Source organism: Marinobacter koreensis, from assembly GCF_023156285.1.
GTDB lineage: Bacteria > Pseudomonadota > Gammaproteobacteria > Pseudomonadales > Oleiphilaceae > Marinobacter > Marinobacter koreensis.
In genome coordinates, this window is sequence record NZ_JAKZAJ010000002.1 from 162,209 (window position 1) to 188,626 (window position 26,418).

A 26,418-nucleotide genomic window follows, 5' to 3' on the forward strand; every position below is an offset into this window, starting at 1 on the left:
CATCATCGGTTTATAGAAAGGTGCCGTCGCGCGTGCAGTCGTCAGCCACCGCCAATCGCATGCACCACCTCCACCCGGTCTCCATTATTGAGCTGAAATTCCGCATGGCGACTTCGCGGGACTATGTCCTCGTTCACCTCAACCGCAAGCCGCTTGCCAGAGAGCGCCAGGTGCTCGATCAGAATCGACACCGTGGCACCTTCCGGAAGCTGCATTGCATCGCCGTTCACATTGACCTGCATAGTGCACTCACACCTCTTCTTGCTTGGCTCGTTGCCGGACGCCCGCCGCCATCAGCAGTGCCCAGCCAACCATAAAACAGAGACCGCCCATGGGCGTAACCGGACCCAACCAGTGCGCTCCAGTCAGCACCAGCAGATACAGGCTGCCGCAGAACAGCACGATGCCCGCCAGGAAAAACCCCGCAGCCCACCCTAACAAACGACGGGAAAGCCGACGACCGGCCAGCAGGTATACCAGCACCAGCGCGAGAGCGTGGTACATCTGATAGGTGACCCCGGTCTGAAAAACGTCCAGGGCTCGGTCGCTCACCATGGATCGAAGGCCATGGGCGCCGAAAGCACCGGCCATCACGGCCAACAGCGCAAAACCGGCGCCGGTTACCAGTGGCCAGCGTAACAGCGGTTCCGTTCGGGCCTGCTCAACAGTCACAGTGAATTTTCTCCCCGCTATCCAGATTCATCACCGTCAGCGCCCCGCCCCAGACACAACCGGTATCCAGGCCGATGAACCGATCGCTGCCGGTATTACCTTCCAGCGCCGCCCAATGGCCAAAAATCACGCGGACACGATCCGCCCGGGGGAAATGGAACCAGGGCTCGAACCCTTCTGGCGCATTGCCCGCCGATTCCTTGGTCGCCAGTTCCAGGGTGCCATCCCGGGCAATGAATCGCATTCGGGTGAAGTAGTTGGTGATCATCCGCCATCGGTCCATGCCTTCGAGCGATGGCGTCCAGCAGCCCGGCTCATTGCCGTACATGTGGGTGAAGTAATACTCCGCATCGTCGCTTCGGATCACCGTTTCCACTTCGCGGGCAAGCGCAACGGCCTCCCCTACGCTCCAGATGTGCGGCAGTCCGGCGTGTGCCATGAGCAGATCCCGACGCTCGTCGTAGACGCAGAAGTTCTGGCGTCGCAGCCATTCCACGAGGTCACCACAGTCGGGCGCTTCCAGTATCTCGTGCAATGTGTCCTTGCTCTTGGTGGCATGGCCGCCGAGCGCGACAGCCAGCAGATGCAGATCATGATTGCCGAGCACCACCTCGGCACTGGCACCAAGACTCTTAATGTAACGCAGGGTCTCAAGTGAGTCGGGGCCGCGGTTGATCAGGTCTCCGGCCACCCACAGACGGTCCCGGGAGGGCGAGAAGCTCACCCTGTCCAGGACATCCCTGAGACGATCATAACAACCCTGAATGTCTCCGATGGCGTAGTCAGTCATCACTGCCCTCATTACCGGATCCGGATGTCTGCTCGACCAGGAAATCCGCGATGCGAACGAACTCTTCCAGGCCAAGGTTTTCAGGCCGCAGACCATCATCAATACCGAGTCCACGCAACTGATCGGCCGTGATCAGCCCGGCCAGCCCCTTGCGCAGGGTCTTGCGACGAGCGTTAAAGGCCGTCCGGACAACCGCCTGCAGCGTGCCGAGATCCCTGGCCGGATGCGGCAGCGTGTCATGGGGCACCAGCCGGACAATGGCGGAGTCCACCTTGGGCGCCGGCTTGAAGGCGCCCGGACCCACTTCAAACAGGGGCTGAACCTTGCAGAAATACTGGGCCATGATACCCAGACGTCCGTAATGGCGATCCCCCGGCACAGCCGCCAGACGCTGAACCACCTCTTTCTGCAGCATGAAATGCATATCTTTCACGACACCCGCCTGCTCCAGCAGGTGGAAAATCAGCGGCGTCGAGATGTTGTAGGGCAGATTCCCGATGATGCGCAACGGAGTGCCGTCCATCAACTGGCTGAAATCAAACGTCAGCGCATCCGCCTCATGGATCCGGAACTCCGGGTAGTTGAAAAACTTGGTTCGCAGAACCGGTATCAGATCCCGGTCGAGTTCGACCACCTGCAGCCGCGGATTCACCGCGAGAATTTCCTCGGTAAGCGCGCCCAGGCCGGGGCCGATTTCAACCAGGGCATCCTCCGGCTTTGGATTGATCGCGCGCACGATACGCTCGATCACACCGGGATCGTGCAGGAAATTCTGCCCAAAACGCTTTCTGGCCTGATGTCCGGTTTTCTGACTCACGATGACCTCTCTTGCCTGGCTGCCTTACGGCATCGGGCCATGTGCTCGCCGACCCGGATGGCCGTGTGAAGGCTGCCGGCATCCGCCGTACCGGTACCAGCCAGGTCCAGAGCGGTACCATGATCCACGGAAGTGCGGACAATCGGCAATCCAAGGGTGATGTTCACCGCACGACCAAAACCCTGGAACTTCAGCACCGGGAGGCCCTGGTCGTGATACATCGCCAACACGGCGTCGGCATTGTCCAGCCAGTGCGGCGTAAACAGCGTGTCCGCAGGCAAGGGGCCGGTGAGTTCAATGCCCTCGGCGCGGAGCCGGTCCAGCGTCGGCTCGATGACGTCGATTTCCTCATGCCCAAGGTGGCCGCCCTCCCCGGCATGGGGATTGAGTCCAGCGACAAGGATGCGCGGTTGTTCAATGCCAAAGAAGGTTTTCAGATCGGCGTTGAGTATCCGAATCACCTGAACCAGTCGCTCGGGTGTGATGGCATCGGCCACGTCTCTCAACGGCAAGTGGGTGGTTGCCAGTGCAACCCTTAGTTCCTCGGTGGCCAGCATCATGACCACCCGCTCCACCCCGCAGATGTCCTGCAGAAATTCGGTGTGGCCGCTGAACGGGATGCCAGCCTCGTTAATCACGCCTTTGTGGACGGGCGCGGTGACCATGCCATCCACAACACCATCCAGGCAGGCCCGGGCGGCCGTCTCGAGGGTATCGAGCACATAACGAGCGTTGGCCGGATCCGTCACACCCGGTTCCAGACCGGAGCAGCCTTCCACGGGCCATACCGAGAGCACACCGGGCTCGCAACGGACGGCGTCACCGGGTTGCCAGGTCCGCAGCTCGATATCCAGCCCAAGGCACTTGGCCCGGGCCGTCAACAGGTCCGGGCTGGCCACCACCACAATGCCGGCCTGACGCGGTTCCAGCGCCAATTGCAGGCACAGTTCCGGACCAATACCGCCGGGTTCGCCGGCGGTCAATGCCAGAGTCACCGCACTGGTCATGACGACTGGTCTGCCTCGCCTGTCGAGTTCTCATCCCGGGCATACTTGCCCTTGAACTCTACGAAGGCTTCGTCACGAATTTCCTGCAGCCATTTCTGCAGTTCGATTTCGAACTTGCGACGGTAGATTGCCTGACGGGCATCGGACTCGCGCATTTCGCTGCTGACGTCCTTTTTCCGCTTGTCCAGCACCTGCAGGATGTGCCAACCAAAGCGGGACTGGAACGGCCCCACCAGTTCGCCCAGGGGGGCATCGATCATGGCCTGTTCGAATGCAGGCACCATCTGCCCACGACTGACCCAGCCCAGGTTGCCGCCATCGGAACCGGAGACCGGGTCGTCCGAATACTCTTTCGCCAGTTTCTCGAAGTCAGCGCCGTCCTTCAGTTGCTGGTAGATGTCCCGGATGCGGGCTTCCGCCTCGTCCTCGGTCCGGGCATCGGACGGACGGACCAGAATGTGCCGCACCTTGTACTGTTCGACCAGTTGCTTCTGCTTGCCGCCCCGCTTGTCCATCACCATCACCAGGTGAAAGCCGCTCTTGTTCTCCAGTACCCGGGAGGGTTCGCCAACGGGCAGTTTCGGCACAATGGGTGCCACCAGGGACGGCAGCTGGCTTTCCGTCCGCCAGCCCATGTCGCCGCCATCAAGCGCGTTATTGGCATCCGACTCCGCGACAGCCACTTCACGGAAATCCCGGCCGTTCACGATCTCCTGGCGCAGATTCTCAGCCTTTTTCCGGGCGGCCTCGACGGCCGCATCGTTGTCGGGATCATCCACCTGGATAAAGATGTAGGCCAGATGGTATTCGGCACTGTCTGTGCCCTGGTTTTGCTTGGCCTCCAGGTAGTTTGACACTTCGCGATCGGTAACACGGACCCGGTTGCCGACCTGGCGCTGCTGAACCCGGCTGGTCAGCATCTGGTTGCGGATCTGTTCCCGGGCCTGTCGGTATGTAACACCCTCGGCGCCCAGCTGCTGCTCGAACTCTGACAGCGTCATGCCATTCTGTTTGGCAATGTTGGTCATGGTGTCATTGAGCTCATTATCGCTGATCCGCATCCCCATCTTGTCGGCCATCTGCAGCTGGATGGATTCGGTCACCAGCTGATCCAGTACGCGGTTTTCCAGAACGTCCCGGGGCGGCAACCCGGTGCCCTGAGACTGCAACCGGTTCACGATGGTTTCAATCCTGGCATCAAGCTGACTCTGAAGAATGACGTCATCGTCGACAATGGCCACTACCTGGTCGAGCAGCTTACGCTCGGCGTGGGCCGTCACAGACAGCATGACCATCAGCAGCAACAGGAAACTTCTTGCACCCTGGCGAAAGGTCGCCCTCATAATCACCTCTTCATTAAATGGTGGCATGCACCGTTGGCATTCTTTGTCCGGCCCGGGCTCATGGAGTTCCGAAACGACGTTTTTCTCGTTCCTCATAACCGTAAATCGCTTCGGACAATCGTGTCGACGCACCGCCGCTGCCACCCAGTCCTTTCAGCTGGATCTGGAACAGCAGGCGATTATCCAGTTGTTGATCTTCGGTAAAATAGCCCTGGTGGACGACTTGCACACTCCAGCAGCAATTGTTGTATTCGATTCCGGCCAGTGAGCCGACGGTGCGATCAAGCACCGAATCGTAGACCCAACGGCCAATCAGGCTAACACGGTCGGTGACCGGAAAAACCGCAGCCACATCCGACTGATCCAGCGAATCCTTGCTGTAGGTATGGCCGATACTGGCCAGATACCGGTAATCCTCCGAATGGAAGGTCAACTGGCTCCGCCCCTCCTCCGTGCTCCCCGTTTTCGGGTCCCACAACCCTGATGAACGGATTTCCAGGGTATCCAGGGGATTGAGCACCACTTCACCCGCCAGCGGGGACTCGCTGCGGGTACTGCCGCCGGTGCCGAAGAGGGTCACCTCACGGTCGTCGAAGTAATGCACCTGCCCGATGCTGACCCTGGCCCGTTCCGCCCCGGTGACCAGATCGTTGATCCGGCTGGTCAGGGCGACGGTAATCTGATTGGTATCACCCACCCGGTCGCCGCCGCTGAACCGATTGGGCTCGAACAGCTGGTCGAACCGGAAGCGCTTGATGGCGGTGTCGAAGTCGGGAATATGGTTCTGGTCTTTCGGGGCGCCGGCCCAGGCGTAGTACAAACGGGGCTCCAGGCTCTGGTTGTAGGGCACCCCGAACAGCTCCGAGCGACGGTCGAAATACAGGCCGTTGTCCCACTCCGCCACCGGAACGGTGCGGTCAAAGCTGCCGTCTCCGAGCGAGTAATCGGTCAGGTCGTAGCGGGTGTAATTAACGCTCACGGATGGACGGGTAAAGCCCCAGGGCGCCCGCAAGGGCAGTGCCAGCTCGGGAATGGCCCGTAACCGCTGACCATTGGCCCGATCCAGACCGGTCAGGTTGGTGTTGTCCCGGTAGAAATTGGTGTACTGACTCTCAAGCCCCATTTCCAGCCCGCCAAAGTCCGCGGTGGCGCCATACAGCACCTCCGGCAACTGAGCATAGGGTTTGTTCACATCGGCAATATAATCGCTGATGGTCTGGTAATCGTTCAGGAAGGCATCGAAATACTGGCCGGCACTGCGGTATCGAAAGCCACCGCGACGCCTGAGGTGCGTTGCCTGGCTGATGGAAAGGCTGCGATTCAGATCACTGAGATAGTCGTTATCGCTGACCACCGAAAAGTCGCCGTAGCCGGTCCAGCCATTGTCGAATCGGGCCCGGGTCGATGCATCCAGCGCCCAACGCTGGCCATTATCGCCGGGGTTGGCATCGGCATAGGCCTTATCGTTGTCGATGTAGCCCAGCTGAAGCACGCTCTGTCCGTACTGGCTCAGGTATCGCCCCTCCACCTCGTTGAACAGGCCGCGGCCATGAATGTACTGGGGCGTGAGTGTCGCGTCGTAATTCGGCGCCAGGTTCAGATAGTACGGCAGTGCCAGAAATCCGCCGCTGCCCGCGCTCGATGAACCGAACTGTGGGTACAGGAAACCGGTCTTGCGGCGATCGTCGATGGGGAAGCTCACCCACGGCCAATAAAACACCGGGACGTCGAGCACTTCGAGCCGGACGTTCTTCGCGGTGCCAAAGCCCTCCGCCCGATCCAGGCGAATGTCCGAGGACACCAGGGCCCAGTCGTTTTGGCGGGGGCCACAGGTGGTCAACAACCCGTCCCGTATCAGGACTTCACTCTCGCTGACTCGGGAGAGGCTGTCGGCGTTACCCCGCATTTCCGGCCCGTGCAGCAGAAAGGTCGCAGCGTCAATATCGAAGCGCCCGCTGTCCAGGCTGTAGCGGGCGGTATCGCCGGTCAGAAGAAAGCCGTCCCCCCGACTCACCAGCGGACCCAGGATGGAGACTTCGCCCTGTGCCTGGTCGTACCGGGCTTCTTTACCGGTGACTTCGAAACGTCCCTGGCGAATACGCACGTCGCCGTCGAGACGCAGGGTACGGTCTATCTCGTATCGCGCATTCAGCCCGCTGGCTTCCAGCGGTGCGGAGGTGTCCGACTGATCGCTCCCGAATACTCCGGGCTGATCACTCCCGCCCGATGGCAGATACCCGCCATCACAGAACGCCGGCAACCGGCTCCGGACCGACTCCGGCAATTCGGCTTTCGGACGCCAGTCTATTTCCGCGGCGGAGGGAGCCGCTGCCTGCTGCGCCAGGACCGGCGCTTCCATCGCAAGAGTCCCCAATGCCACCACGACCACTCTGGCGGCCACGCATGTCCGGCTCACGGGTCGGCGGCCGGTCGGCAACATGGAACGGCAACGGGTGGATGGCACGACGGCAGGATTCCTGTTCCGGTTGATGGGCGATCGGATGCTGAATTCGAGCCGCCTAGTTTACACGTGCCCCCCGACCTTGTTAACGCCAACGCCGCTGTAAAACGGATTTACCCGCTTTATACTCCTCTGCTAACTTTCGCTTGAAGAACAAACTACATCGGGAACGACCAGACCGTTTATGGACACACGCCTGCAATCCCTGACCCAGTGGGTCAGGAAGTTTCCCGGCTTTGAAGAGGCAGATGCCGAGCCGGTGTCGGGTGACGCCAGCTTCCGCCGTTATTTCCGGGTATGGCGGCACACCCCCGACGCGCAACAAGCGCCGTTTATCGTCATGGATGCCCCGCCGGAACATGAGGATTGCCAACCCTTTGTCGCGATTGCGCGGCATTGGCATTCCCGGGGCGTTACCGTGCCCGCCATCGAGGAGCAGGACCTCAACCAGGGTTTCCTGCTGATCGAGGACTTCGGCGATCGGCTGATGCTGGGGGAACTGGATGATCCAGCCAATGCCGACGTCCTTTACCGTCAGGCACTGGACGAACTGATCGACATCCAGCGGCTGCCTTCTCCGGAGGATTATCGACTTCCACCCTACGATGCGACACTGCTCGACCGGGAGATGGCCCTGTTTCCCGACTGGCTACTGGAACAGCAGCTGGGCCTGGAGCTGGACAACAGCGTGCGGTGCCTGCTTGACACCACCTTTGCCTTCCTGCGTGAAAGCGCGCTGGCTCAGCCGGAAGTAACCGTCCACCGTGACTATCATTCCAGAAACCTGCTGATCCGCCCCGGGGGCGGACGCCCCGGTGTGATCGACTTCCAGGACGCCGTCACAGGCCCCGTGACCTACGACGCGGTCTCCCTCCTCAAGGACTGCTACATCGAGTGGCCGGAGGCACAACTGGCCGAATGGCTGGAATATTTCCGGCAGTCGGGACTGAAGGCCGGCCTGCATCATGCCGATGCAGACACGTTCCGCCAATGGTTTGAGCTGATGGGCATGCAGCGCCATCTGAAAGCAGCGGGCATCTTTGCACGCCTGTCTATTCGCGACGGCAAACACGGTTACCTGAAGGACATTCCACGAACGGTGGGGTACCTAATCCGAACCAGCGCACGCCAACCGGCTCTGCGTCACTTCCATGAATGGCTATCCGTCACGGTCATGCCGAGAATCGAACAACAGCTCGGGGCACCAGCCACGGAGGCGCCCGGCCCGTGAAAGCCATGATTCTCGCCGCCGGCAAAGGCGAACGAATGCGGCCTCTGACCCTGACGACGCCCAAACCACTGCTGAGCGCTGGCGGCAAACCGCTCATCGAATACCATCTTGAACATCTGCGGGAGGCCGGGTTTCGGGACGTGGTGATCAACCATGCCTGGCTCGGCGACCGTCTCGAAACCACACTGGGAGATGGCCAGCGTTTCGGACTGAACCTTGAGTATTCCCGTGAGGGAGAACCGCTGGAGACCGCCGGCGGCATCATCCGCGCGCTGCCAATGCTGACGGACGCCGGCTCGGACTGGTTCCTGGTGATCAACGGCGATATCTGGACCGACTTCCCACTCGGAACCTTGCAGCCGATCGAAGGCCGGGACGCGATCCTTGTCATGGTCGACAATCCGGATCATCACCCCGACGGTGATTTCCGGATGACACCCTCGGGCACGCTCGCCAGCGACGGTCCCGGGAAGCTGACCTTTGCCGGCATCAGCCTGTTACACCGCCGGCTTTTCCGGGGCCTCGACGACAGTGCCGGGAAGCTCGGACCGATACTGCGGAAAGCCATGGCCGAGGGCCGCGTTGAAGGGCGATATCACAGTGGCGCGTGGGTGGACGTTGGCACACCGGAGCGATTGCAGGCACTGGACCAACACCTCTCGGCCGGGAGGCGCTGACGCAATGGCCGGCAACCCCAGCCATCCGGCCTTGCCGGCCCGGATGGAAGCCACTTTCTCAACCCTGCTCAACCGACTGACGGACTGCAACCATCAGGCCACCGGCTTTCTCGAACAGACGCCACTGCCCGGCTGGAGTCGTCGCTGCCTGTTTTTCTGCCTCGGCTATGTGGCCCGTGCCGACGGTCGGGTAACCGAAGCCGATATTGCATACGCAGAGGGACTGATCCGGGCTCTGGGACTGTCGGCGCGACAGCGACGGAAAGCCATCAAACAATTTCAGGACGGCAAAACCAGGAAATCGCTGCCGCACCTGACCGGGGTACCCATCCGGCTTTTCAGCCGGCTCTGGCCAAAACCGGCGCTCACCCTTGCGGTGTGCCTGTGCCATGCTGCCCAACTCAAAGGGCCACCCGGCAAGCCCCGCCGCTATCGCTGCGAAGATGCCATTGACCGTCTCGGACTGCCTGTCGGCGTTTGCGACGACATCCTGGAAAGTTATGCCCGCAAGGTCTGGATACGTCCGACAGACATCCCGGCCAAACCGGAAACCTATGAGGACGCCTGTCGAATTCTGGGCGTGACCCGCCGGGATTCTCAGGCCACCATCAAGCGGGCCTACCGAAAGAAAGTCTCCGAGTGCCACCCGGACAAACTGGCCCAGCAACGACTGTCGCCCAGAGAGCTGAGCCTCGCCAAGGAGCAGTTACTGCGTTACCAGCAGGCCTGGGAATTGATCCGGCGGCGCCAGCGCCCGCTCTGAGCCCGCAATCACGGAAGCTGCCTGGCCAGCCAGGCCAGAATACGATTCGCGACCGCATGCGCCGAAGCTTCACCAGGCGGAGAGGCCATGGCAACCGGCTGCAGGGAATAACCGGGAAAGCCGGACTTCCGGACCGAGACCGAGCGGACGCGGGCCTCGCCCATCCTCTCCGCCGGAGATAGCTCAAGCACGGACAGCCCGGCGGCCCCGGAAAGGGTCTCTGGCAATACCGATGCATCCGTCGGATAAAAATCCGGGGCCACCCACACCAGCGCAGACGTGCCGGGCTGGGCAACCGCCTGTTCCAGGGCATGGCCGGCGCCATAGCCGACCCCAACCAGCACCGGCCGGCTGTACCCCTCATCGGATGCAAACGTGAGAGCCGCGATCAGGGCCTGAAGGACTCGGGTGCGATACGCGGCAACGGCATCGTCCGGTGATTTGCCCTTCATCACATCGATCATGACCGATCCTTTCCCCGACTTGGCCGGATCGGCATCGCCCGGGGCCTTTCCCGGTTCCTCGAGCAGGCGCTCCAGACCGGAAGCCGGCGCCTCAAGCCCAAGTGAAACAACCGCCCAACCGCTGTCAGACAGCCGCTTACCAAGGCCCTGGGCAAACTCGCTCGCGGCACCCTGGCCGGCATCCGAGAGCAGCACAATCGCGCCTTTGGCCGGCACTGTCTGGGCGGCAAAATACAACGCAGGCACCTGCCCGCCATCTTCAAGGTCAAGCCCGCGATACCGGTCCGGGAACTCACCGGCCAATCCAACCTCTCCCGAGCCGGCATGGGCGACCGCTCTGAGTTGAGACTGGGCGGACTGACTCTGGGGCTGGGCCGGCGATTCCGACGACTGGGCCTGGGCCGTCACCACCCATAACAGCCCGACGATCCAACCAACCCAAACGGAAACTAGCGGTTTGCGATGAATTCTAGGCACGAATCCTGACTCTTTGGCGGCGAAAAGGACAATTCAAACTGGTAGACTAGCATCCTCCAAACCGACCCGCATTGAGAGAGACAGCATGAATCCGTACCTGATTGCCCCATCCATCCTGTCGGCTGATTTTGCCCGGTTGGGCGAGGAAGTCGACAATGTGCTGGCCGCAGGCGCCGACATCGTCCACTTCGACGTGATGGACAATCACTACGTGCCGAACCTGACCATCGGTCCCATGGTGTGTGAGGCCCTGCGCAAACATGGCGTCACCGCCCCGATTGACGTACACCTGATGGTATCGCCGGTGGACGACCTGATCCGCATGTTCATTGACGCGGGAGCCAGCTACATCACGTTCCATCCGGAGGCCTCCAACCACATCGATCGATCGCTGCAACTGATCCGCGAAGGTGGCTGCAAGGCAGGGCTGGTGTTCAATCCGGCGACTCCGCTGAGCTACATGGATTACGTGATGGACAAACTGGACATGGTTCTGCTGATGTCCGTCAACCCGGGTTTCGGTGGCCAGAAATTCATTCACGGCACCCTGGATAAACTCCGTGAGGCCCGCAAGCGGATTGATGCCAGCAACTACAACATCCGCCTCGAGATTGACGGTGGCGTCAAAGTCGACAATATCCGGGAGATCGCCGAGGCGGGCGCCGATACCTTTGTGGCCGGGTCCGCGATCTTCAACACCGACGACTATACGGCCACCATCAATGCCATGCGCACGGAGCTCGAGCAGGCCCGAAAGGTGATTGGCTGATGAGTCTGAAAGGGTTGTTCAATGCCCGCTGGCCGGGCGTTGCCCTGTTCGACCTCGACGGCACGCTCGTGGACAGCGCCCCGGACCTGGCGGCCGCAGTCGACCAGATGCTGGAGCACCTGGGCCGCTCGCCGGCCGGCATCGACAGGGTACGGAACTGGGTCGGCAATGGCGCCGCCATCCTGATCCGCCGGGCCCTGGCGGGCCAGACTGACTGGGAGCCCGCCCGGCCAGCGGACGACGCGCTATTCAAGGATGCGCTGACGATTTTCTACCACCACTACGGCCTTATCAACGGTCGCTATTCCCGGGTGTATCCCGGTGTCGAGGACTGCCTCACGCACCTCAGGCAGCAGGGATGCCGTCTGGCCGTCGTGACCAACAAGCCGGAACAGTTCGTGGCTCCCCTACTCGAGCAGATGGGACTCGATCACTGGTTTGATTTGAGCATTGGTGGCGATACCCTGCCGGTCAAGAAACCGGATCCGGCACCACTGATTCATGCCATGGAACAGCTCGGGGGTACCAAGGGAACCTCGGTGATGGTGGGAGACTCCGCCGCCGACGTCAATGCCGCCATCGCTGCCGGCATTCCCTGCGTGGCCGTGCGATATGGCTACAACTTCGGCAGCCCGGTGGACAGTCTCGGAGCGGACGCAGTTGTTGATTCGCTTGCCGAGCTTTTGTAATCTCGCAAGGACGTTATAGTGAACACTTCTGATCGGGAGATTCCTGCCGTGCAGGGACTGAATCTGACTGCAGCGCGAGGCGTACTGACAACCCGCGCAACACGATGGTGGCGATGGCGCACTGGCTGACCGGCCCGGCGGCGGACCGCTTCGTGCGTGTCGACGCCGCAACACCTGACGCAATGGCAACCGGCGATTGCGTCCTCATGCAGATCAGATTTCAGGAAACCCAGACATGACACCCGAGCAATTCTTCGAGCTCGCCCAAGCCGGCTTTAACCGTATTCCTGTGTACCGTGAAGTCCTGGCGGACCTGGACACCCCACTGAGCACCTACCTCAAACTCGCCAGCGGCCCCTATTCCTACCTCTTCGAATCGGTCCAGGGTGGCGAAAAGTGGGGGCGTTATTCCATCATCGGCCTCCCGAGCCGGGAAGTCCTGAAGGTGTTCGATCACCGCATCGAAGTCAGCCGGGACGGCGCCGTCGTGGAGCAGAAAGACGTCGAGGACCCGCTCGCGTTTGTGGACGAGTACCAGAAGCGTTTCAATGCCCCGGACCTTCCGGAGCTGCCCCGTTTCAACGGTGGCCTGGTCGGCTATTTCGGGTATGACACGGTGCGTTACATCGAGAAACGCCTGCGCCGTTCCTGTCCGCCGGACCAGATCGGCACGCCCGACATTCTGCTGATGGTGTCGGACGAGATCGTGGTGTTCGACAACCTTCGGGGCAAGCTCCACCTCATCGTTCACGTGGACCCGAGCAATGAGGGAGCCTACGACCAGGCTCAGCAGCGGATCGACGAACTGGAAAGCCGCCTGCACCGTCAGACCGCCAATGCGCCGAGAACACCCGAGCACCTGCGCGGAAAGAGTGTTGATGAAAGCGACTTCGTGTCCGGCTTTACCCAGGAACGCTTCGAAGCCGCCGTCGACCGGATCAAGGAATACGTGCTGGATGGCGATGTCATGCAGACCGTTATTTCCCAGCGGATGTCGATTCCGTTCGAGGCTCCGCCCCTGAACCTCTACCGCTCATTGCGGGTCCTGAACCCCTCGCCCTACATGTATTTCCTGGATCTGGAGGATTTTCACATTGTCGGTTCCTCGCCGGAAATCCTGGCCCGGGTGGAAGACGAGGAGGTAACGGTGCGCCCCATCGCCGGCACCCGGAAACGGGGTGCCACGGACGCCGAAGACCGGGCCCTGGAGTCGGAGCTGCTGGCGGATCCGAAAGAGATTGCCGAACACCTGATGCTGATCGACCTGGGACGCAATGACGCCGGCCGGGTATCGGAGACGGGTACGGTCCGGGTCACCGACAAGATGATTGTCGAACGCTATTCCCATGTCATGCACATCGTTTCCAACGTGACTGGCCGGCTGAAAGAGAACACCAGTTGCCTGGATGTCCTGCGCGCCACCCTGCCCGCAGGCACGCTCAGTGGCGCACCCAAGATCCGCGCCATGGAAATCATCGACGAACTGGAGCCCGTGAAACGGGGCGTCTACGGCGGTGCCGTGGGCTATCTCTCATTCAACGGCAACATGGATACCGCCATTGCGATCCGCACTGCCGTGATCAAGGACAACACCCTGCACATACAGGCGGGTGCCGGCGTCGTTGCCGACTCGATCCCGCGTCTCGAGTGGAAGGAAACCATGAACAAGGGCCGAGCCATCTTCCGGGCCGTGGCCATGACCTACAACGACTACGACCACTGAGGCGGAGGGAAACAGTATGCTCCTGATGATCGATAACTACGATTCCTTCACCTACAACGTGGTGCAATACCTCAGCGAACTGGGGGCCGACGTCCGGGTCTTCCGTAACGACGAGATCACCGTTGAAGAGATTGAAGCCCTCCAGCCCGAACGCCTGGTGATCTCACCCGGTCCGTGTACCCCCAACGAGGCCGGCATTTCCATGGCGGCGATCCGGCATTTCGCCGGCAAGCTCCCGATCCTGGGCATCTGCCTCGGGCACCAGGCCATTGGCCAGGTCTTCGGGGGTAACATCGTTCGCGCGGGCCACGTCATGCACGGCAAGGTGTCACCGGTGTACCACAAGGATACGGGGGTGTTCCGGGGCCTGAGCAATCCGCTTCAGGCCACCCGGTACCATAGTCTGGTGATCGAGCAGGACACACTGCCGGATTGTCTGGAGGTGACGGCCTGGACCCGGAATAACGATGGTTCGGTCGAGGAAATCATGGGCGTGCGCCATAAAACGCTGACCATCGAAGGCGTTCAGTTCCATCCCGAATCCATCATGACCGAACAGGGACACGAGCTGCTGCGCAACTTCCTGCGAACACAATAAAAGAGGCCGATTTTCCATGGACATGAAACAAGCACTGAACCGCATTGCCTCCAATCTGGACCTTTCCCGGGAGGAGATGAAGGAGGTCATGCGCATTGTCATGAATGGCGAAGCCACGGATGCCCAGATCGGCGCGTTTTTGATGGGGCTGCGCCTGAAGAGTGAAACCATTGACGAGATCACTGGCGCCACCGAGGTGATGCGGGAACTGGCCACCTCCGTCACCGTCAATGCTGAACCGCTGGTGGACATCGTCGGGACCGGTGGCGACGGCGCCAATCTGTTCAACGTGTCATCGGCCGCGTCGTTCGTGGTCGCGGCCGCCGGCGGCTACGTCGCCAAACACGGCAACCGCGCGGTGTCTTCGAAGAGCGGCAGCGCCGATCTTCTGGAGAAAGTGGGCATCAACCTGGACATGAAACCGGAGGAAGTCGCGCGCTGCGTTGAGCAGATCGGCGTCGGCTTCATGTTTGCCCCGGCCCACCATGGCGCAATGAAGCATGCCATCGGCCCACGCCGGGAGCTCGGTTGCCGGACAATTTTCAACATTCTCGGCCCGATGACGAACCCGGCCGGCGTGAAGCGCCAGCTGATCGGCGTCTTCACCCGGGAACTGTGCCGGCCCATGGCAGAAGTCCTTCATCGTCTGGGTGCCGAGCACATCATGGTGGTTCATTCCAAGGACGGCCTGGATGAGATCAGTCTCGCCAGTTCGACCCATGTGGCGGAACTCAAGGACGGTGAAATCAGCGAATACGACATCACGCCGGAAGATCTTGGCATCAAGAGCCAGTCGCTGGTGGGCCTGACCGTCGAAACGTCCGACGAATCACTGACCCTGATCAAGGCCGCCTTCGGCCGGACCCATGACGAGATTACCGAGAAGGCCCGGGATATGATTGCATTGAACGCCGGGGCGGCGATTTATGTTGCCGGTCTGGCCCGCAACGCCAAAGAAGGCGTGGATATGGCACTCGACGCCATGGGCTCCGGGCTGGCGGCGGGCAAAATGTCCGAGCTGGCCGATTTTTCTCAATGCTTTTGACCTGATAATCCCTGCCAGCATCGCGGCAGGACGAACCGGCGGGGCTGGACTTTCCAAAACACGCCCGTGAATACGTCCCTGTAGGGCTTGTCTGCAGCCATCCATGGCTGCAGACAGTTTTGGAAAGCCCAGCCCCGCCGGCTCTCGCATACTCTGTATCTGTAGCAGGCCCTTAATGACCAACAGACATCTGGACAAGACCCCCACCATCCTGCGGAAAATCGTGGACCGGAAGTGGGAAGAAATTGATGAGCGGAAGCGGACCGTTTCCATCGACGATCTGAAAGCCATGGCTGGCGACCAGCCAGCGGCGCGTGGCTTTGCGGAGGCCCTTCGCACCCGGATCGAAGCAGGAAAGCCGGCGGTTATTGCCGAGATCAAGAAAGCCTCTCCAAGCAAAGGCATTCTGCGCGATCCGTTCGAACCGGAAGCAATTGCCGAGAGCTACGAGCAAGGTGGTGCGGCTTGTCTGTCCGTGCTCACCGACAGGGACTTTTTCCAGGGGCATGAGGACTACCTGAAGGCCGCACGAGCAGCCTGCAGTCTGCCGGTCATCCGCAAGGACTTCATGGTGGCGCCCTACCAGGTTTACGAGAGCCGGGCCATCGGTGCCGACTGCATCCTGCTGATCGCGGCGTGTCTGACCAAAGACCAGATGCAGGAACTCGAAGGTATTGCCCACGAAATCGGTCTGGATGCACTGGTCGAGGTGCACGACGGCGAGGAACTGGATGACGCGCTGACGCTCACCACACCACTGGTAGGCATCAACAACCGGAACCTGCACACCTTTGACGTGTCACTGGACACCACGTTCAGCCTGCACGAACGGATCTCCGCCGACCGACTGACCATTACCGAGAGCGGCATCATGACGCGAGCGGATGTGGAAGCCATGACTTCCCGTGGGATTTACGGCTTCCTGGTGGGCGAATCCTTCATGAGATCAGATGATCCGGGATATAAGTTGCAAGAAATGTTTTTCCCGGCGGGCTAACGAGAAAGTTCAAACAGTCTGGCGGGGGCACCCCTGCCAGACTGTGCACTAAGTCAACGCCTCGCCGAGCAGGGTTTGTAAGTGTTCCGGCAACTGCCCCGCCAGCTTCAGCGCCGCCTCATGCCCTCGCGGTGACATCTTGCCCCAGGTACGGCGTACGATTCGCAGCCACTTTTCCCGATCATAGTCCGGCTTTTCCTCGTAGAAACGGGAGAAGTAACGCTCCAGGAAAACCAGGCACGCCACGTCCTCGAGGAGCTGGGTGTCCGGATCCTTCCGCAATTCCCGTTTGGTCAGAATGGTTTCCACCCGGGCGCACTCATCAGGTTCATAACCGCACTCGGCCATGATCTCAGCAGTACGCCGGCCGTGCATGCGTCCACAAGCCTGACGCCATTCATAGTAGCCTTTCCGGCCTTCCGGATAGTCACTCCGGGGAAGCCGCCAGCGTTCAATGTGCTGGGCCCGGCAGGCAATCTGCATACGCTCGGAGGGAGCTTCCTCAAGGGCAAACAGCCAGCGGGTCATATGGAGGCTGTAGGCATACTCACGAGGCAGCGATTGACCGTCCACCACCTCCGCATGAGGATCCCGCCGATTGGCACCGTCAATCCCGTCGAGCACGCATTCGAGGCGCCCGGCACTCTGTACTGTCATCCCTATCTCCAGTGTGTCGCATTTGTAGGTATATATCCCGAGCGATATACCCCTTATGACCAGTTGTAATCAAAAGCAGTGTCGCAGGATAATTCGTAAAAGCATCCATTCAGTTTCACAAGCTCTTTACCCGACATGCTATTCACCAAGCCCGACATTCCCCGCGAGTGGCAACCAGCCTACCGAGAATACCGACAGCGGCTGGAAGCGCTACTGGCCATATTGGGTGCCTGGCTTATCCTGTTCACCATGCTCGCCTATCAACTGAGCTACAGCATTCGGGGGGTCGCCACACCGGAACTTTGGTCCCTCGAATATCTGGTCCGGATACCAGTGTATGCCAGTCTGTTGCTGACCTTCCTGAGCCACTACGCTGGCTGGCCCCGGTGGCAACCCAAAACCCTGATCCGGGCAATGAGTGTGTCACTGATGAGCATGATCCTCATCCTGTTTTTCATCTACTTCTACTGGAAACGGGAGGGCCTTCACCAGATATCCGATGGCCTGATGATCAGCCTGTTCGGAGTCACGCTCATGGCCACGCGGGGCCTGAGGGATTGGATGATACAGATCGCCCTGCCATTGACCCTGTTTGCAGCCGGCGCCTTTATGCTCGATGTGCCGCTTCGAGGCCTGATGCCGTTCCTGTTCGGGCCAACGATCATGCTGGTCATCGGCTTTCTGACCAGTGAGGCATTACGGAACCTGTCAATCAATCAGTTTCTGACCAAACAGTCACTTCGGCAACTCGCCACGACCGATCAGCTCACGGGCCTGATGAACCGTCACGCGTTCCTGCCCCTGATTCGCCATGAGATGAATCGGAGCCGACGGAGCAAGCGCCACTCCCTGAGCGTCATTCTCGCAGACCTGGACCACTTCAAGCATATCAATGACCGCTACGGTCACGATGTCGGAGACCAGGTTTTGCGTGAAACCACGGTTCGCGTGACAGCCTCGCTTCGTCAGCAGGATGTCGTATGCCGCTGGGGCGGCGAGGAGATCTTGATCATGCTGCCCGAGACAACGGCAGACAATGCCCTGAACGTCGCCGACAAAATCCGGCTTGCCATGGCAGACGCCCCGATTACCACGAACAGGGGCCAGATCCACCAGACGATCAGCCTGGGCGTTGCCCGCTTCCATGGCGAACAACACCCGGAAAATCTGATCAACAGAGCCGACGAGGCGCTTTACCTGGCCAAGGACACCGGTCGGAATCGCGCGGTTCTGGCGCCCCCCTCCAGGTCAATCACCGCCTCGGACTAATCGGAGTGTCAGGCTCTTGCTGACGGGCGCTCCTTGATCCGATCGTACCAGGCCTGCAGGTGAGTCTGCTCCGGCTTGATGCGAACATTAACCACCTTGGCAAACGCTACCGTCGTGAACGCGTTGATATCCGCAGCGGTGAACTGGTCACAACAGATAAACTCTTTCCCTTCCAGGTGCTTATCGAGGAAATGCATGAATTTCTCGATACTCTGGCCGCATTCCTCGCCCCATTCCTTGATCGGATTCATGCGATCCTTGAAATAGCCTGTCGTGTGCTGGAAGCACATCCCCGTGGGCATGAAAAAATACAGCTCGATCCAACGCAACCACTGCTCGATCAGAGTCTTTTCCAGGGGTGTCTCACCCAGTAATTTCGGCGTGTCCGGATAGCTTTCCTCGAAATACCGGCAAATCGCCATGGTTTCAGCGATACAGGTACCATCATCGAGTTCCATGACCGGCACCTTTTTCATGGGATTGCGGGCAACGAACTCCGGGGTCAGGTTTTCCCCTTTCTGCAAGTCAATCTCGATGAACTCGGCCTTGTCCAGCAGCCCTTTTTCGGCCATGAACATCCGCACTCGACGGGGATTGGGAGCCGTCTTGGTTTCAAAGATTTTCATTGTTTTTAACTCCTTCCGGACATCAGGTGGGCCCTTGCAGGACAGCAAGGAAACCCAAAGCCTGACCGGAAAAAAGAGTTGCGTCAAGCAACCGTTAAGAGTCTGGCAACCAGGTGTCCAGCTGCTTCAGGATCCAGTCTGGATCGTCGAGAGGCAGGTCGTGACCAGCATCCGGGTGAACCTTCAGGGTCCACTGCCAGCGCGACTCGATCTCTGCACTGCAACGCCAGTTCACAATGCGGTCTCCCTCGCTCGCCAGCAGTAACGCGTCTGGCACAGGCCTGGATCCGGCCGGCGTGTAACGGGCAGCCGCCTTGAGCTGACGGAAGGCGTTACCAGTACTCACCGGTCGCTGGCGCTGGATGCTGTACCATCGTTTCGCCAGTTCCAGCGGTACCGGTCTGTTAGAGGTCAGGCGCAGGATATCCCGCTCGCGATCAAACAATTCCCTGCGAGCCAGCAAGCGCAGAATGTTGGGCCAGACGCCGGGCCGCATGCGGTGCCAGGGTGGACTGAATCCGGAGCTGGTGTTGATGAGAACCAGATGCTGTATTTCTCCGGGGGCCGCGTGTTGTGCCCAATCCAGCGCAACCATCCCCCCCATGGACAGCGCCAGGATACTGAAAGGACGGGGCATGTGCGCAACGCTCCGGCAAACCTGACGGCGAATGTCCGGGATCGCATCGGGGCTGGGCTCCCGGAAATGGACCCCGGTGCCGGGCAGGTCGACGGTATGGAACCGGTGTTCCGGGAACGCGGTTCCGAGCCGCTGCGGGAAGTCGCCCCAGTGGGCCTGCTCCCGCGTCAGACCGCGCAACAGAATCCAGTCCATACTAGTTCGTATCCCGATACCAGTGCATGATGGCCGCCTCCCTCAGCATGGACTCCGCTGCCGGATCCGGCAACCAGTGCCGGTGGCTTGCCGCCGCATGCAGCAGAAAATCGATCCAGGCGAGATGGCTACGCAGGACTCGGCGGTGACGATGGGGAACCAGTGGATTGAAGAACCCATCCAGGCGGAAAAGCTGCCTGGGCCGCTTACGTATCCAGCGCCAGGACCCCATTTCCAGGGTCAGTGGAAGGAAAACGCCACTGCTGTCCCGATTGATCTGCTTGTAGAAATAGTCCCAGAGATCGCCGTGGGTCAGATAATGGCGGGACTGCGGCTCAAAGCGGTAATCGTGGTTGGGATAGGCCTGTTCCCAGATCAGTTTCAGGGCCATGACCGATGCGATCCCGCGCATGGGCCGGCGACGGTAGGCGTAGGGGAACCAGATCTGGTCCTGCCAGCCAAAGCCGCTGTGGCAGTCGAGCGCCACACTGAATGGCCGGTCCGGCAGGAGTTCCTGAATGACCGACTCCAGGGTGAGGTTTTCGACTTCCATCCCGCGTTCCGGCGTTCCCGTATACCAGGGAAGGTGTCGCGACATCCGCTGCCCACCCAGCAGGAACGTGCTTCGCTCCTGTGCCTTGATCGGTGCATTCCGCATCAGGTCAACACCGTTCGGGTTACTGCGCTGGTTCAGGTACATTCCCCCCGGATTGAGGATAGGCAGCACGGTGATATGGATATCTTCGAGCAGCCGGAGCAGGGACTGGTCCCAGCCCATCCGGCTGATCAGGGTCGTCAGCCATGCAATCACCACCTGGGTCCCGATCCGTTCAAGTCCATGAACACCTCCAACCAGCAGAACCGCCGGCGCATCCTTCCGCTCAGAACCAATGTCGACCCGATAGATCGGCAGGGACATATCCCCCACGCTGGCATAGTCTGGAACCCGCGTTGTAACGCTCTCCGGGGCCTCCGCAAGAAGACGCTCTAGGTCCACGAGTTCGGGCAGGAACGTGCGCAAACGAGCCCGTTGCTGCCGGTCGCGACGAGCCTGTTCCGCAGGGATCACCCGATGGGGGGTGAGATTCCGTAATTCCGTCATGAGCACCTCCGGTCGACAAGCGGCAGAGGCTATCAACGAATTGCTACAAAGCGCTGACACCGACATTAAATCTGCCCATTGAAACGACGGATTTCGGAGAAAACCTTGAACGAATCTTCATTATCCTTATCCTTAGAGGTCAATGCTTTCGGAAACTGTCGTTTTGAACAACGCACTCGAAGCCTTGTCGTATGCCCTCACTTTCGATCCGTCAGGATCGCATGTCCGTACTTTTCTGAAACTTTTCAATACCTCACCAACCGAACAGGAGAAGTGATCATGAAAAAGTTTACTTCCGCGGCCCTGCTGTGCGCAGCCGCCCTTCCCGGATTCGCCCAGGCCAGTGACTGTGGCGAAGTCTCAATCACCGAGATGAACTGGGCCTCAGCAGCCGTCGTCACATCGACCGCAAAATTCCTCATGGAACAGGGTTACGGCTGTAAAGTTTCTGTCGTGCCGTCTGATACCGTGCCTGCGGTAACCTCCGTCGCCGAGAACGGCGAGCCGGACATCGTTACCGAGCTCTGGCTGAATTCTGCCGGTGAGGCCTACACGCGTCTTGAAGATCAGGGCAAGGTCGAGCGACTGGGCAAGGTCCTGGATCCGGGCGGTGTCGAAGGCTGGTGGATTCCGACCTATCTGGCCGAGGAACATCCCGAGCTTAAAACCATTGAAGGCGTGATGGCGCACCCTGAGTGGGTCGGCGGCACGTTCAACAACTGCCCGGACGGCTGGGGTTGCCGGGTCGTCAATGACAACCTGATCCGTGCCCTGGATCTGGAATCCTCTGGCCTCAAGGTCTTCAACCACGGCTCCGGCGAAACCCTCGCCACGTCCATGGCTTCAGCAGTCCAGGACCACAAACCCTGGTTCGGCTACTACTGGGGACCGACCGTACCGCTGGGCAAGTACGACATGACCCGCGTCAAAATCGGCGACGTCAAGCCTAAGGTCCACAAGGCGAACCAGACCCCGGACAATCCGAACCCGGGCGTGTCCGACTTCCCGGCGGCCCCCGTGCTGACCTCCGTCACCACCACCTTCAAGGACCAGCATCCTGAGGTGGCTGACATGCTGAGCAAGATGACCTTCAAGACCGATACCATGAGCAAGGTGCTGGCCTGGAAGAGCACCAACAATGCGTCCGCCGAAGAAGCGACCGTCTACTTCCTGAGCAACTACCCGGATGTCTGGTCAGACTGGCTGAACGATTCTGCCCGAAAGAATCTGTCCAGCCTGCTCAACAAGTAACGAGCCAACCCTCCCAGCCAGGGCGGCGGCTGCCGGCCGCCGCCCTTTAACCTATCCATCGATCGTTCGCTCCTCGTCCGGTTGATGGTTCGACGGGAATCAGAACAATCATGGCTACCTACGATTTCGTATTTTCCGCCCTGGGACTGGAAAAGTGGTGTTCCGAGGGCCAGAGCAGTGCGCCGCTGTCCATGGCGCAACTGCTGTCCAAAGCCAAAGGTGGAGACGGTACGGAAGCCATTTCCATCTGGGACCTGCCGTTTCCTTCCCTGGATGCGTTGCACAAGTCCTGTTCAGCCTGGCCTCAGTCCCGGGATCTGACCAAGGGCCTCGAGGACGGGTTTCTCCAGATCAAGGACAATCTCAGCCTGGTGCTTGATCCGATTACCCAACCGCTGAGCTGGTCGCTGGATGGCGCCCTCTACGCGATGCTGCACACACCCTGGTGGATCGTTATTCCGGTCCTGCTCGCTGTGGTCTTTTTGGTCACCAAATCATGGAAGCTGGTGTCTTTCGTTGCCGGCAGCATCATCCTCCTTGCTTTCATCGACTATTACGATTACGCGATGCAGACACTGTCGATTATTTTCGTCTGCGCCTTCCTGTGTGTACTGGTGGGGGTCCCGATAGGGATAGCCATGTCCCGAAGCGATGTCATGCAACGCATGACCATACCGATACTGGACATGCTGCAGACGCTTCCACCGTTTGTTTACCTGATTCCGCTGATCTTCCTGTTCAGCGTCACCGAATCCAAGCTTTACGGGATTGCCATCATTCTCTATGCCATCGTTCCGGTCATCCGCCTGACGAACCTGGGCATCCGACTCGTGGACAAAGAAGTCATCGAAGCCGCCGATGCATTCGGCATGACGCCCTGGCAAAAGCTTTACAAGGTGCAGATTCCCCTTGCCCTCCCCAACATCATGGCGGGCGTAAACCAGACGATCATGATGAGTCTGGCCATGGTAGTGATCGCCTCGCTGGTTTCAGCGCCTGGCCTGGGCGTGCTCGTGCTCAAAGGCATCCGGAATCTGGAACTGGGCGTTGGCCTGGTGTCCGGTCTCGGCATCGTGATTCTGGCGGTTATCCTTGATCGGGTTACCAAAGCTTCCCTGGCGCGTATCAACGCGGCACAGAAACAGTGAGGACGCCCCGTGACTTCTGATGTAAAGATTTCCATCAAGAATCTGTACAAGATCTTCGGCCCGGAGCCTGACGTTGCCCTGGAGTATGTCCGCAAGGGAATGGGTAAGGCCGAGTTACTGGAAAAACACAACCATGTGCTCGGTCTTCGGGACATCAACGTAGACATGCAAGAGGGCGAGATCACCGTCATCATGGGCTTGTCCGGTTCGGGCAAGTCCACACTGATCCGCCACCTGAACCGGTTGATTGAACCCACTTCTGGCGAGATCTGGGTGGATGGTGAGGATGTCCTTTCCTTCAACGAAACCCGACTGCGTCAACTTCGGCGCAAACACATGTCCATGGTGTTCCAGAAGTTCGCGTTGCTGCCGCATCGCACCGTTCTGGAGAATGCCGGTATGGCCATGGACGTCAGCGGAGTTTCCACCGCGGACTTCGAGGATGAGGCCCGAAAATGGCTCGCCCGGGTAGGACTGGAAGGCAACGAGAACCAGTATCCACACCAGCTGTCCGGCGGCATGCAGCAACGGGTCGGTATCGCCCGCGCGCTGGTGTCGAACTCGCCGATCATGCTGATGGACGAAGCCTTTTCGGCCTTGGACCCGTTGATCCGTTCTGACATGCAGGACCTCCTGCTCGAACTCCAGAAGGAACTCCAGAAAACCATCGTGTTCATCACCCACGATCTGGACGAAGCCCTCAAACTCGCGGACCACCTTGTGATTCTCAAGGACGGGGAAGTCGTACAGCAGGGCGACCCTCAGGACATCCTCCTGAATCCCGGCGATCCCTACATTGTGGATTTCATTTCTGACATTAACCGGGCCCGGGTACTGCGTGTCCGATCGGTGATGAAAGAGCCCAGTGGCGAGGCACAGGACTATGCCGGAGACATTTCCGAGAAAGACAACCTCGAGTCCGTGCTGTCTCTTTCCGAAGGCGACACCAACCTGACATACCGGGTTGTCCGGGATGGCAAAACCGTTGGCGATCTGAGCATGAAAGAACTGACCAGAGCCCTTGTGCCCACTGCGGCTGCTTCGGAAGAACGCCAGAAAGGCCGATAAACGCAAAGCAGGTTACAAAGTTCCTCCGGGCGGCTATGCTTGAAGTATTCGCCGCCCGGAGTGTGGCTTCTGGTTCCTGCTCATGTTCAAACCACTGGTTCTGTTTCTGCTTTTGCTGTGCACTGCCTGTTCGCCCGACGATCCACCAGCTGCGGTGCCCGAAGGGCTGACGTCTGATGCTGTTCCCGCCGCTCAACCATCCTCCCCCGACACGCCCGAATCTGTCGTTGTTCTGGCTGCGGACCCCTGGTGTCCCCACAACTGCGTAGCTGGCTCTGAACAGGAAGGCTACATGGTCGACATTGCCAGAGAAGCCTTTGCCAGGGTTGGCCTGACCGTCCAATACGTCAACATGAGTTGGGCCCGCGCCCTGTACCAGGCTGAAGCTGGCGAAATCGATGGAGTGATCGGAGCATTTCCCGGCGATGCACCCGGCTTTTTGTTCCCGGAGAAGCCGGCTGGCCATTCGCGCACAGAGCTATTCACCCACCCTGACAGTACCTGGGTGTACAGCGGCATTGATTCCCTCCGGAATCAGACGCTACTGGCAATCAATGGTTACTCCTATTCCCCGGAACTGGACGCCTACATCGCCGCTCACCTGGACGATCCGGAACGGGTACTGGTTCTGTCCGGGCCGTCACCCTTGAGTCGTGCGATTCAACTGATCTGGGAACGCCGGACCGACGTGTTTCCAGAGGACCGCGAAGTGATGAACTGGGCCCAGAGGGAGCACCCGTCCCAGGGACGGCTCAGAAGCGCTGCACGGATCTACGAATCACCGATATATATTGCATTCTCCCCCCAGACGCCAACCGGTAAGAAGCGGGCGGAGCAGCTCTCCGAAGGTATTCGCGCCCTCGAGGCTTCCGGGCGGATCGGGCAGATCATGGCCCGTTACGGAATTGATCCTCCCGAGTTCCGATGAGCAACAATGGTTCGACCATCCAGCGTCAGCAGATTCAATTCCCCGTGCTTTCCGATACGGAAGGCTTTGATCTGACCGAGCAATTTCAGGAAACGCTCCTCCTGTTTCATCAGCGAAGGCGCACAGGCCATGCGGGTTGACGCAATCGAGTCAACATCAAGCCCTTCGCCGGTCAAACGATAGGTTCCGGCATAACGGTTACAGGATGCAGCCCCCACCACACGTTGGCCATCGAGAAACCGGACAGTCATCTGCGATAGTTCCATGACCGCCAGGCCATCCACCGTTTCAACAACCCACTCTACGCCACGCAGCAGGCGAACGGGATCGCCCCCGCATCCCTGATAGACGTCACCATTGATCGTCAGCCGTGCCTGTGCCGGATACTGGCTACCCGACATGCTGTCGTTACAGAGTTGACGGGCAACACGGAGCCTGACCCGGACACCCGAACCTTCAGCGACAAACGTCCGGCCATGGCGATCTGATTGCTCGAGCTGCGCGTCCAGACGCAATGGGGGCGTTGATTCATAGGGTCGCTCAAGCGTCAACTGACCCGCAGCCACTCGCACCCGCCAGAAGGGCTCGTTACCGCGGGCTTCAAAGGGATCTTCTATGGCACCTGGCTCCAGACACTCGGGGTAACGCTCACCATCAACGGTCAGAGACGCGCGCGCTCCCTTGCTCCAGAACCGGGTATCCGGGTTATCGGGCGCCACATAAAGCGCTCCGGACGCACTCTCCGCAGACTTGAGCAGCAGGCGCTGGTCGGCAAAATCGATGCCCAGCAACCCCGCATCGGTTTCCGCGACGCGAATATCCAGCTGACCACAGCTATAGGTGTTCGATGACGGCTTTTCCGGCATCAGCGATGCACAGGCGACAAGCGAGAGAGCCACGGTCAAGAGACAGGCGGCACGAAGAGTTCGAAGGCATTGCATTTTGGATATCCCTATCTCGATCGGTTAACGGCGCCAATTCTAGACAGGAATGCACAGGCGGGAAAGCGAATAA

General features: G+C 59.9%; 27 protein-coding genes. 14 read left to right on the forward strand and 13 right to left on the reverse strand.

All coding sequences use genetic code 11. The annotated features are described in order from the left end of the window. Positions 1-41: 41 nt before the first annotated feature. The 7 genes from thiS to MLD04_RS05875 are packed head-to-tail and all read right to left on the reverse strand — an operon-like array spanning position 42 to position 6,988. Positions 42-242 (reverse strand): sulfur carrier protein ThiS, encoded by a 201-nt coding sequence (gene thiS / locus MLD04_RS05845; RefSeq protein ID WP_248155703.1) that lies wholly within the window; start codon positions 240-242, stop codon positions 42-44. Between the two features lie 7 nt (positions 243-249). Next, positions 250-642: a DUF423 domain-containing protein gene (locus MLD04_RS05850; RefSeq protein ID WP_379883583.1), complete on the reverse strand. Its 393-nt coding sequence runs from the start codon at positions 640-642 to the stop codon at positions 250-252. A gap of 19 nt (positions 643-661) precedes the next feature. Next, entirely contained in the window at positions 662-1,462 is an 801-nt protein-coding gene (locus tag MLD04_RS05855) for a symmetrical bis(5'-nucleosyl)-tetraphosphatase (protein WP_248155705.1), read from the reverse strand. Next, entirely contained in the window at positions 1,455-2,279 is an 825-nt protein-coding gene (rsmA, locus tag MLD04_RS05860) for a 16S rRNA (adenine(1518)-N(6)/adenine(1519)-N(6))-dimethyltransferase RsmA (protein WP_248155707.1), read from the reverse strand. Before rsmA ends, MLD04_RS05855 begins: the two co-directional genes overlap by 8 nt. After that, complete coding sequence (gene pdxA, locus MLD04_RS05865; protein WP_248155709.1) at positions 2,276-3,286, reverse strand: 4-hydroxythreonine-4-phosphate dehydrogenase PdxA; 1,011 nt, start codon at positions 3,284-3,286, stop codon at positions 2,276-2,278. Before pdxA ends, rsmA begins: the two co-directional genes overlap by 4 nt. Then, on the reverse strand, positions 3,283-4,629 hold the full coding sequence (locus MLD04_RS05870) for a peptidylprolyl isomerase (RefSeq protein WP_248155711.1): 1,347 nt from the start codon (positions 4,627-4,629) through the stop codon (positions 3,283-3,285). The genes pdxA and MLD04_RS05870 overlap by 4 nt, the downstream gene beginning before the upstream one ends. A gap of 58 nt (positions 4,630-4,687) precedes the next feature. Beyond that, positions 4,688-6,988 (reverse strand): LPS-assembly protein LptD, encoded by a 2,301-nt coding sequence (locus tag MLD04_RS05875; protein WP_248156842.1) that lies wholly within the window; start codon positions 6,986-6,988, stop codon positions 4,688-4,690. A gap of 286 nt (positions 6,989-7,274) precedes the next feature. Here MLD04_RS05875 and MLD04_RS05880 point away from each other — a divergent pair, with 286 nt between their 5' ends. From MLD04_RS05880 to MLD04_RS05890, 3 genes are read left to right on the forward strand one after another with little or no spacing between them, the layout of a single operon-like run. Next, positions 7,275-8,321: an aminoglycoside phosphotransferase family protein gene (locus MLD04_RS05880; RefSeq protein WP_248155713.1), complete on the forward strand. Its 1,047-nt coding sequence runs from the start codon at positions 7,275-7,277 to the stop codon at positions 8,319-8,321. Continuing rightward, complete coding sequence (gene murU / locus MLD04_RS05885) at positions 8,318-8,998, forward strand: N-acetylmuramate alpha-1-phosphate uridylyltransferase MurU (RefSeq protein ID WP_248155716.1); 681 nt, start codon at positions 8,318-8,320, stop codon at positions 8,996-8,998. Before MLD04_RS05880 ends, murU begins: the two co-directional genes overlap by 4 nt. Before the next feature lie 4 nt (positions 8,999-9,002). Beyond that, positions 9,003-9,761: a DnaJ domain-containing protein gene (locus MLD04_RS05890; protein WP_248155718.1), complete on the forward strand. Its 759-nt coding sequence runs from the start codon at positions 9,003-9,005 to the stop codon at positions 9,759-9,761. A gap of 8 nt (positions 9,762-9,769) precedes the next feature. Here MLD04_RS05890 and MLD04_RS05895 read toward each other — a convergent pair whose 3' ends face one another. After that, positions 9,770-10,702, reverse strand: a complete 933-nt coding sequence (locus MLD04_RS05895) for a DUF3530 family protein (protein ID WP_248155720.1) — start codon at positions 10,700-10,702, stop codon at positions 9,770-9,772. Positions 10,703-10,787: 85 nt separating this feature from the next. On the opposite strand from MLD04_RS05895, the gene rpe reads away from it, so the two are divergent. The 6 genes from rpe (at position 10,788) to trpC (ending at position 16,523) form a co-directional block, all read left to right on the forward strand. After that, entirely contained in the window at positions 10,788-11,471 is a 684-nt protein-coding gene (gene rpe / locus MLD04_RS05900; RefSeq protein ID WP_248155722.1) for a ribulose-phosphate 3-epimerase, read from the forward strand. After that, positions 11,471-12,160, forward strand: coding sequence for a phosphoglycolate phosphatase (locus MLD04_RS05905; RefSeq protein ID WP_248155724.1), 690 nt, complete (start codon positions 11,471-11,473; stop codon positions 12,158-12,160). Before rpe ends, MLD04_RS05905 begins: the two co-directional genes overlap by 1 nt. 235 nt (positions 12,161-12,395) lie before the next feature. Then, positions 12,396-13,883 (forward strand): anthranilate synthase component I, encoded by a 1,488-nt coding sequence (trpE, locus tag MLD04_RS05910; RefSeq protein ID WP_248155726.1) that lies wholly within the window; start codon positions 12,396-12,398, stop codon positions 13,881-13,883. 16 nt (positions 13,884-13,899) lie between these two features. Further along, the gene (locus MLD04_RS05915; RefSeq protein ID WP_248155728.1) at positions 13,900-14,481 is read left to right on the forward strand and encodes an aminodeoxychorismate/anthranilate synthase component II; all 582 of its coding nucleotides are present in this window, start codon (positions 13,900-13,902) and stop codon (positions 14,479-14,481) included. 16 nt (positions 14,482-14,497) lie between these two features. After that, entirely contained in the window at positions 14,498-15,526 is a 1,029-nt protein-coding gene (gene trpD / locus MLD04_RS05920) for an anthranilate phosphoribosyltransferase (RefSeq protein ID WP_248155730.1), read from the forward strand. Positions 15,527-15,701: 175 nt separating this feature from the next. Beyond that, positions 15,702-16,523 carry an indole-3-glycerol phosphate synthase TrpC gene (gene trpC / locus MLD04_RS05925; RefSeq protein ID WP_248155732.1) on the forward strand — a complete coding sequence of 274 codons (822 nt, stop codon included), beginning with the start codon at positions 15,702-15,704 and terminating at the stop codon, positions 16,521-16,523. Positions 16,524-16,571: 48 nt separating this feature from the next. On the opposite strand, the gene MLD04_RS05930 is transcribed toward trpC, so the two are convergent. Next, on the reverse strand, positions 16,572-17,180 hold the full coding sequence (locus MLD04_RS05930) for a DUF4202 domain-containing protein (protein WP_248155734.1): 609 nt from the start codon (positions 17,178-17,180) through the stop codon (positions 16,572-16,574). A 135-nt stretch (positions 17,181-17,315) separates the two neighbouring features. Here MLD04_RS05930 and MLD04_RS05935 point away from each other — a divergent pair, with 135 nt between their 5' ends. Then, positions 17,316-18,449: a GGDEF domain-containing protein gene (locus tag MLD04_RS05935; RefSeq protein ID WP_248155736.1), complete on the forward strand. Its 1,134-nt coding sequence runs from the start codon at positions 17,316-17,318 to the stop codon at positions 18,447-18,449. Positions 18,450-18,457: 8 nt separating this feature from the next. Here MLD04_RS05935 and MLD04_RS05940 read toward each other — a convergent pair whose 3' ends face one another. The 3 genes from MLD04_RS05940 to MLD04_RS05950 all read right to left on the reverse strand — a co-directional run bounded on the left by MLD04_RS05940 (position 18,458) and on the right by MLD04_RS05950 (position 21,009). Continuing rightward, positions 18,458-19,075: a glutathione S-transferase family protein gene (locus tag MLD04_RS05940; RefSeq protein WP_248155738.1), complete on the reverse strand. Its 618-nt coding sequence runs from the start codon at positions 19,073-19,075 to the stop codon at positions 18,458-18,460. 94 nt (positions 19,076-19,169) lie between these two features. After that, the gene (locus MLD04_RS05945) at positions 19,170-19,907 is read right to left on the reverse strand and encodes an alpha/beta fold hydrolase (RefSeq protein ID WP_248155740.1); all 738 of its coding nucleotides are present in this window, start codon (positions 19,905-19,907) and stop codon (positions 19,170-19,172) included. A gap of 1 nt (position 19,908) precedes the next feature. Then, complete coding sequence (locus MLD04_RS05950; RefSeq protein WP_248155742.1) at positions 19,909-21,009, reverse strand: M14 family zinc carboxypeptidase; 1,101 nt, start codon at positions 21,007-21,009, stop codon at positions 19,909-19,911. Positions 21,010-21,288: 279 nt separating this feature from the next. On the opposite strand from MLD04_RS05950, the gene MLD04_RS05955 reads away from it, so the two are divergent. From MLD04_RS05955 to MLD04_RS05970, 4 genes are all read left to right on the forward strand, one after another. Then, positions 21,289-22,260, forward strand: coding sequence for an ABC transporter substrate-binding protein (locus MLD04_RS05955; protein ID WP_248155744.1), 972 nt, complete (start codon positions 21,289-21,291; stop codon positions 22,258-22,260). A 110-nt stretch (positions 22,261-22,370) separates the two neighbouring features. Further along, on the forward strand, positions 22,371-23,408 hold the full coding sequence (locus MLD04_RS05960; RefSeq protein WP_248155746.1) for an ABC transporter permease: 1,038 nt from the start codon (positions 22,371-22,373) through the stop codon (positions 23,406-23,408). A gap of 9 nt (positions 23,409-23,417) precedes the next feature. Beyond that, positions 23,418-24,476 carry a quaternary amine ABC transporter ATP-binding protein gene (locus tag MLD04_RS05965; RefSeq protein ID WP_248155748.1) on the forward strand — a complete coding sequence of 353 codons (1,059 nt, stop codon included), beginning with the start codon at positions 23,418-23,420 and terminating at the stop codon, positions 24,474-24,476. Positions 24,477-24,558: 82 nt separating this feature from the next. Further along, positions 24,559-25,404 carry a substrate-binding periplasmic protein gene (locus tag MLD04_RS05970; protein ID WP_248155750.1) on the forward strand — a complete coding sequence of 282 codons (846 nt, stop codon included), beginning with the start codon at positions 24,559-24,561 and terminating at the stop codon, positions 25,402-25,404. On the opposite strand, the gene MLD04_RS05975 is transcribed toward MLD04_RS05970, so the two are convergent. Beyond that, the gene (locus tag MLD04_RS05975) at positions 25,374-26,345 is read right to left on the reverse strand and encodes an META domain-containing protein (RefSeq protein ID WP_248155752.1); all 972 of its coding nucleotides are present in this window, start codon (positions 26,343-26,345) and stop codon (positions 25,374-25,376) included. The two genes, MLD04_RS05970 and MLD04_RS05975, sit on opposite strands and share 31 nt — an antisense overlap. Positions 26,346-26,418: the final 73 nt, after the last annotated feature.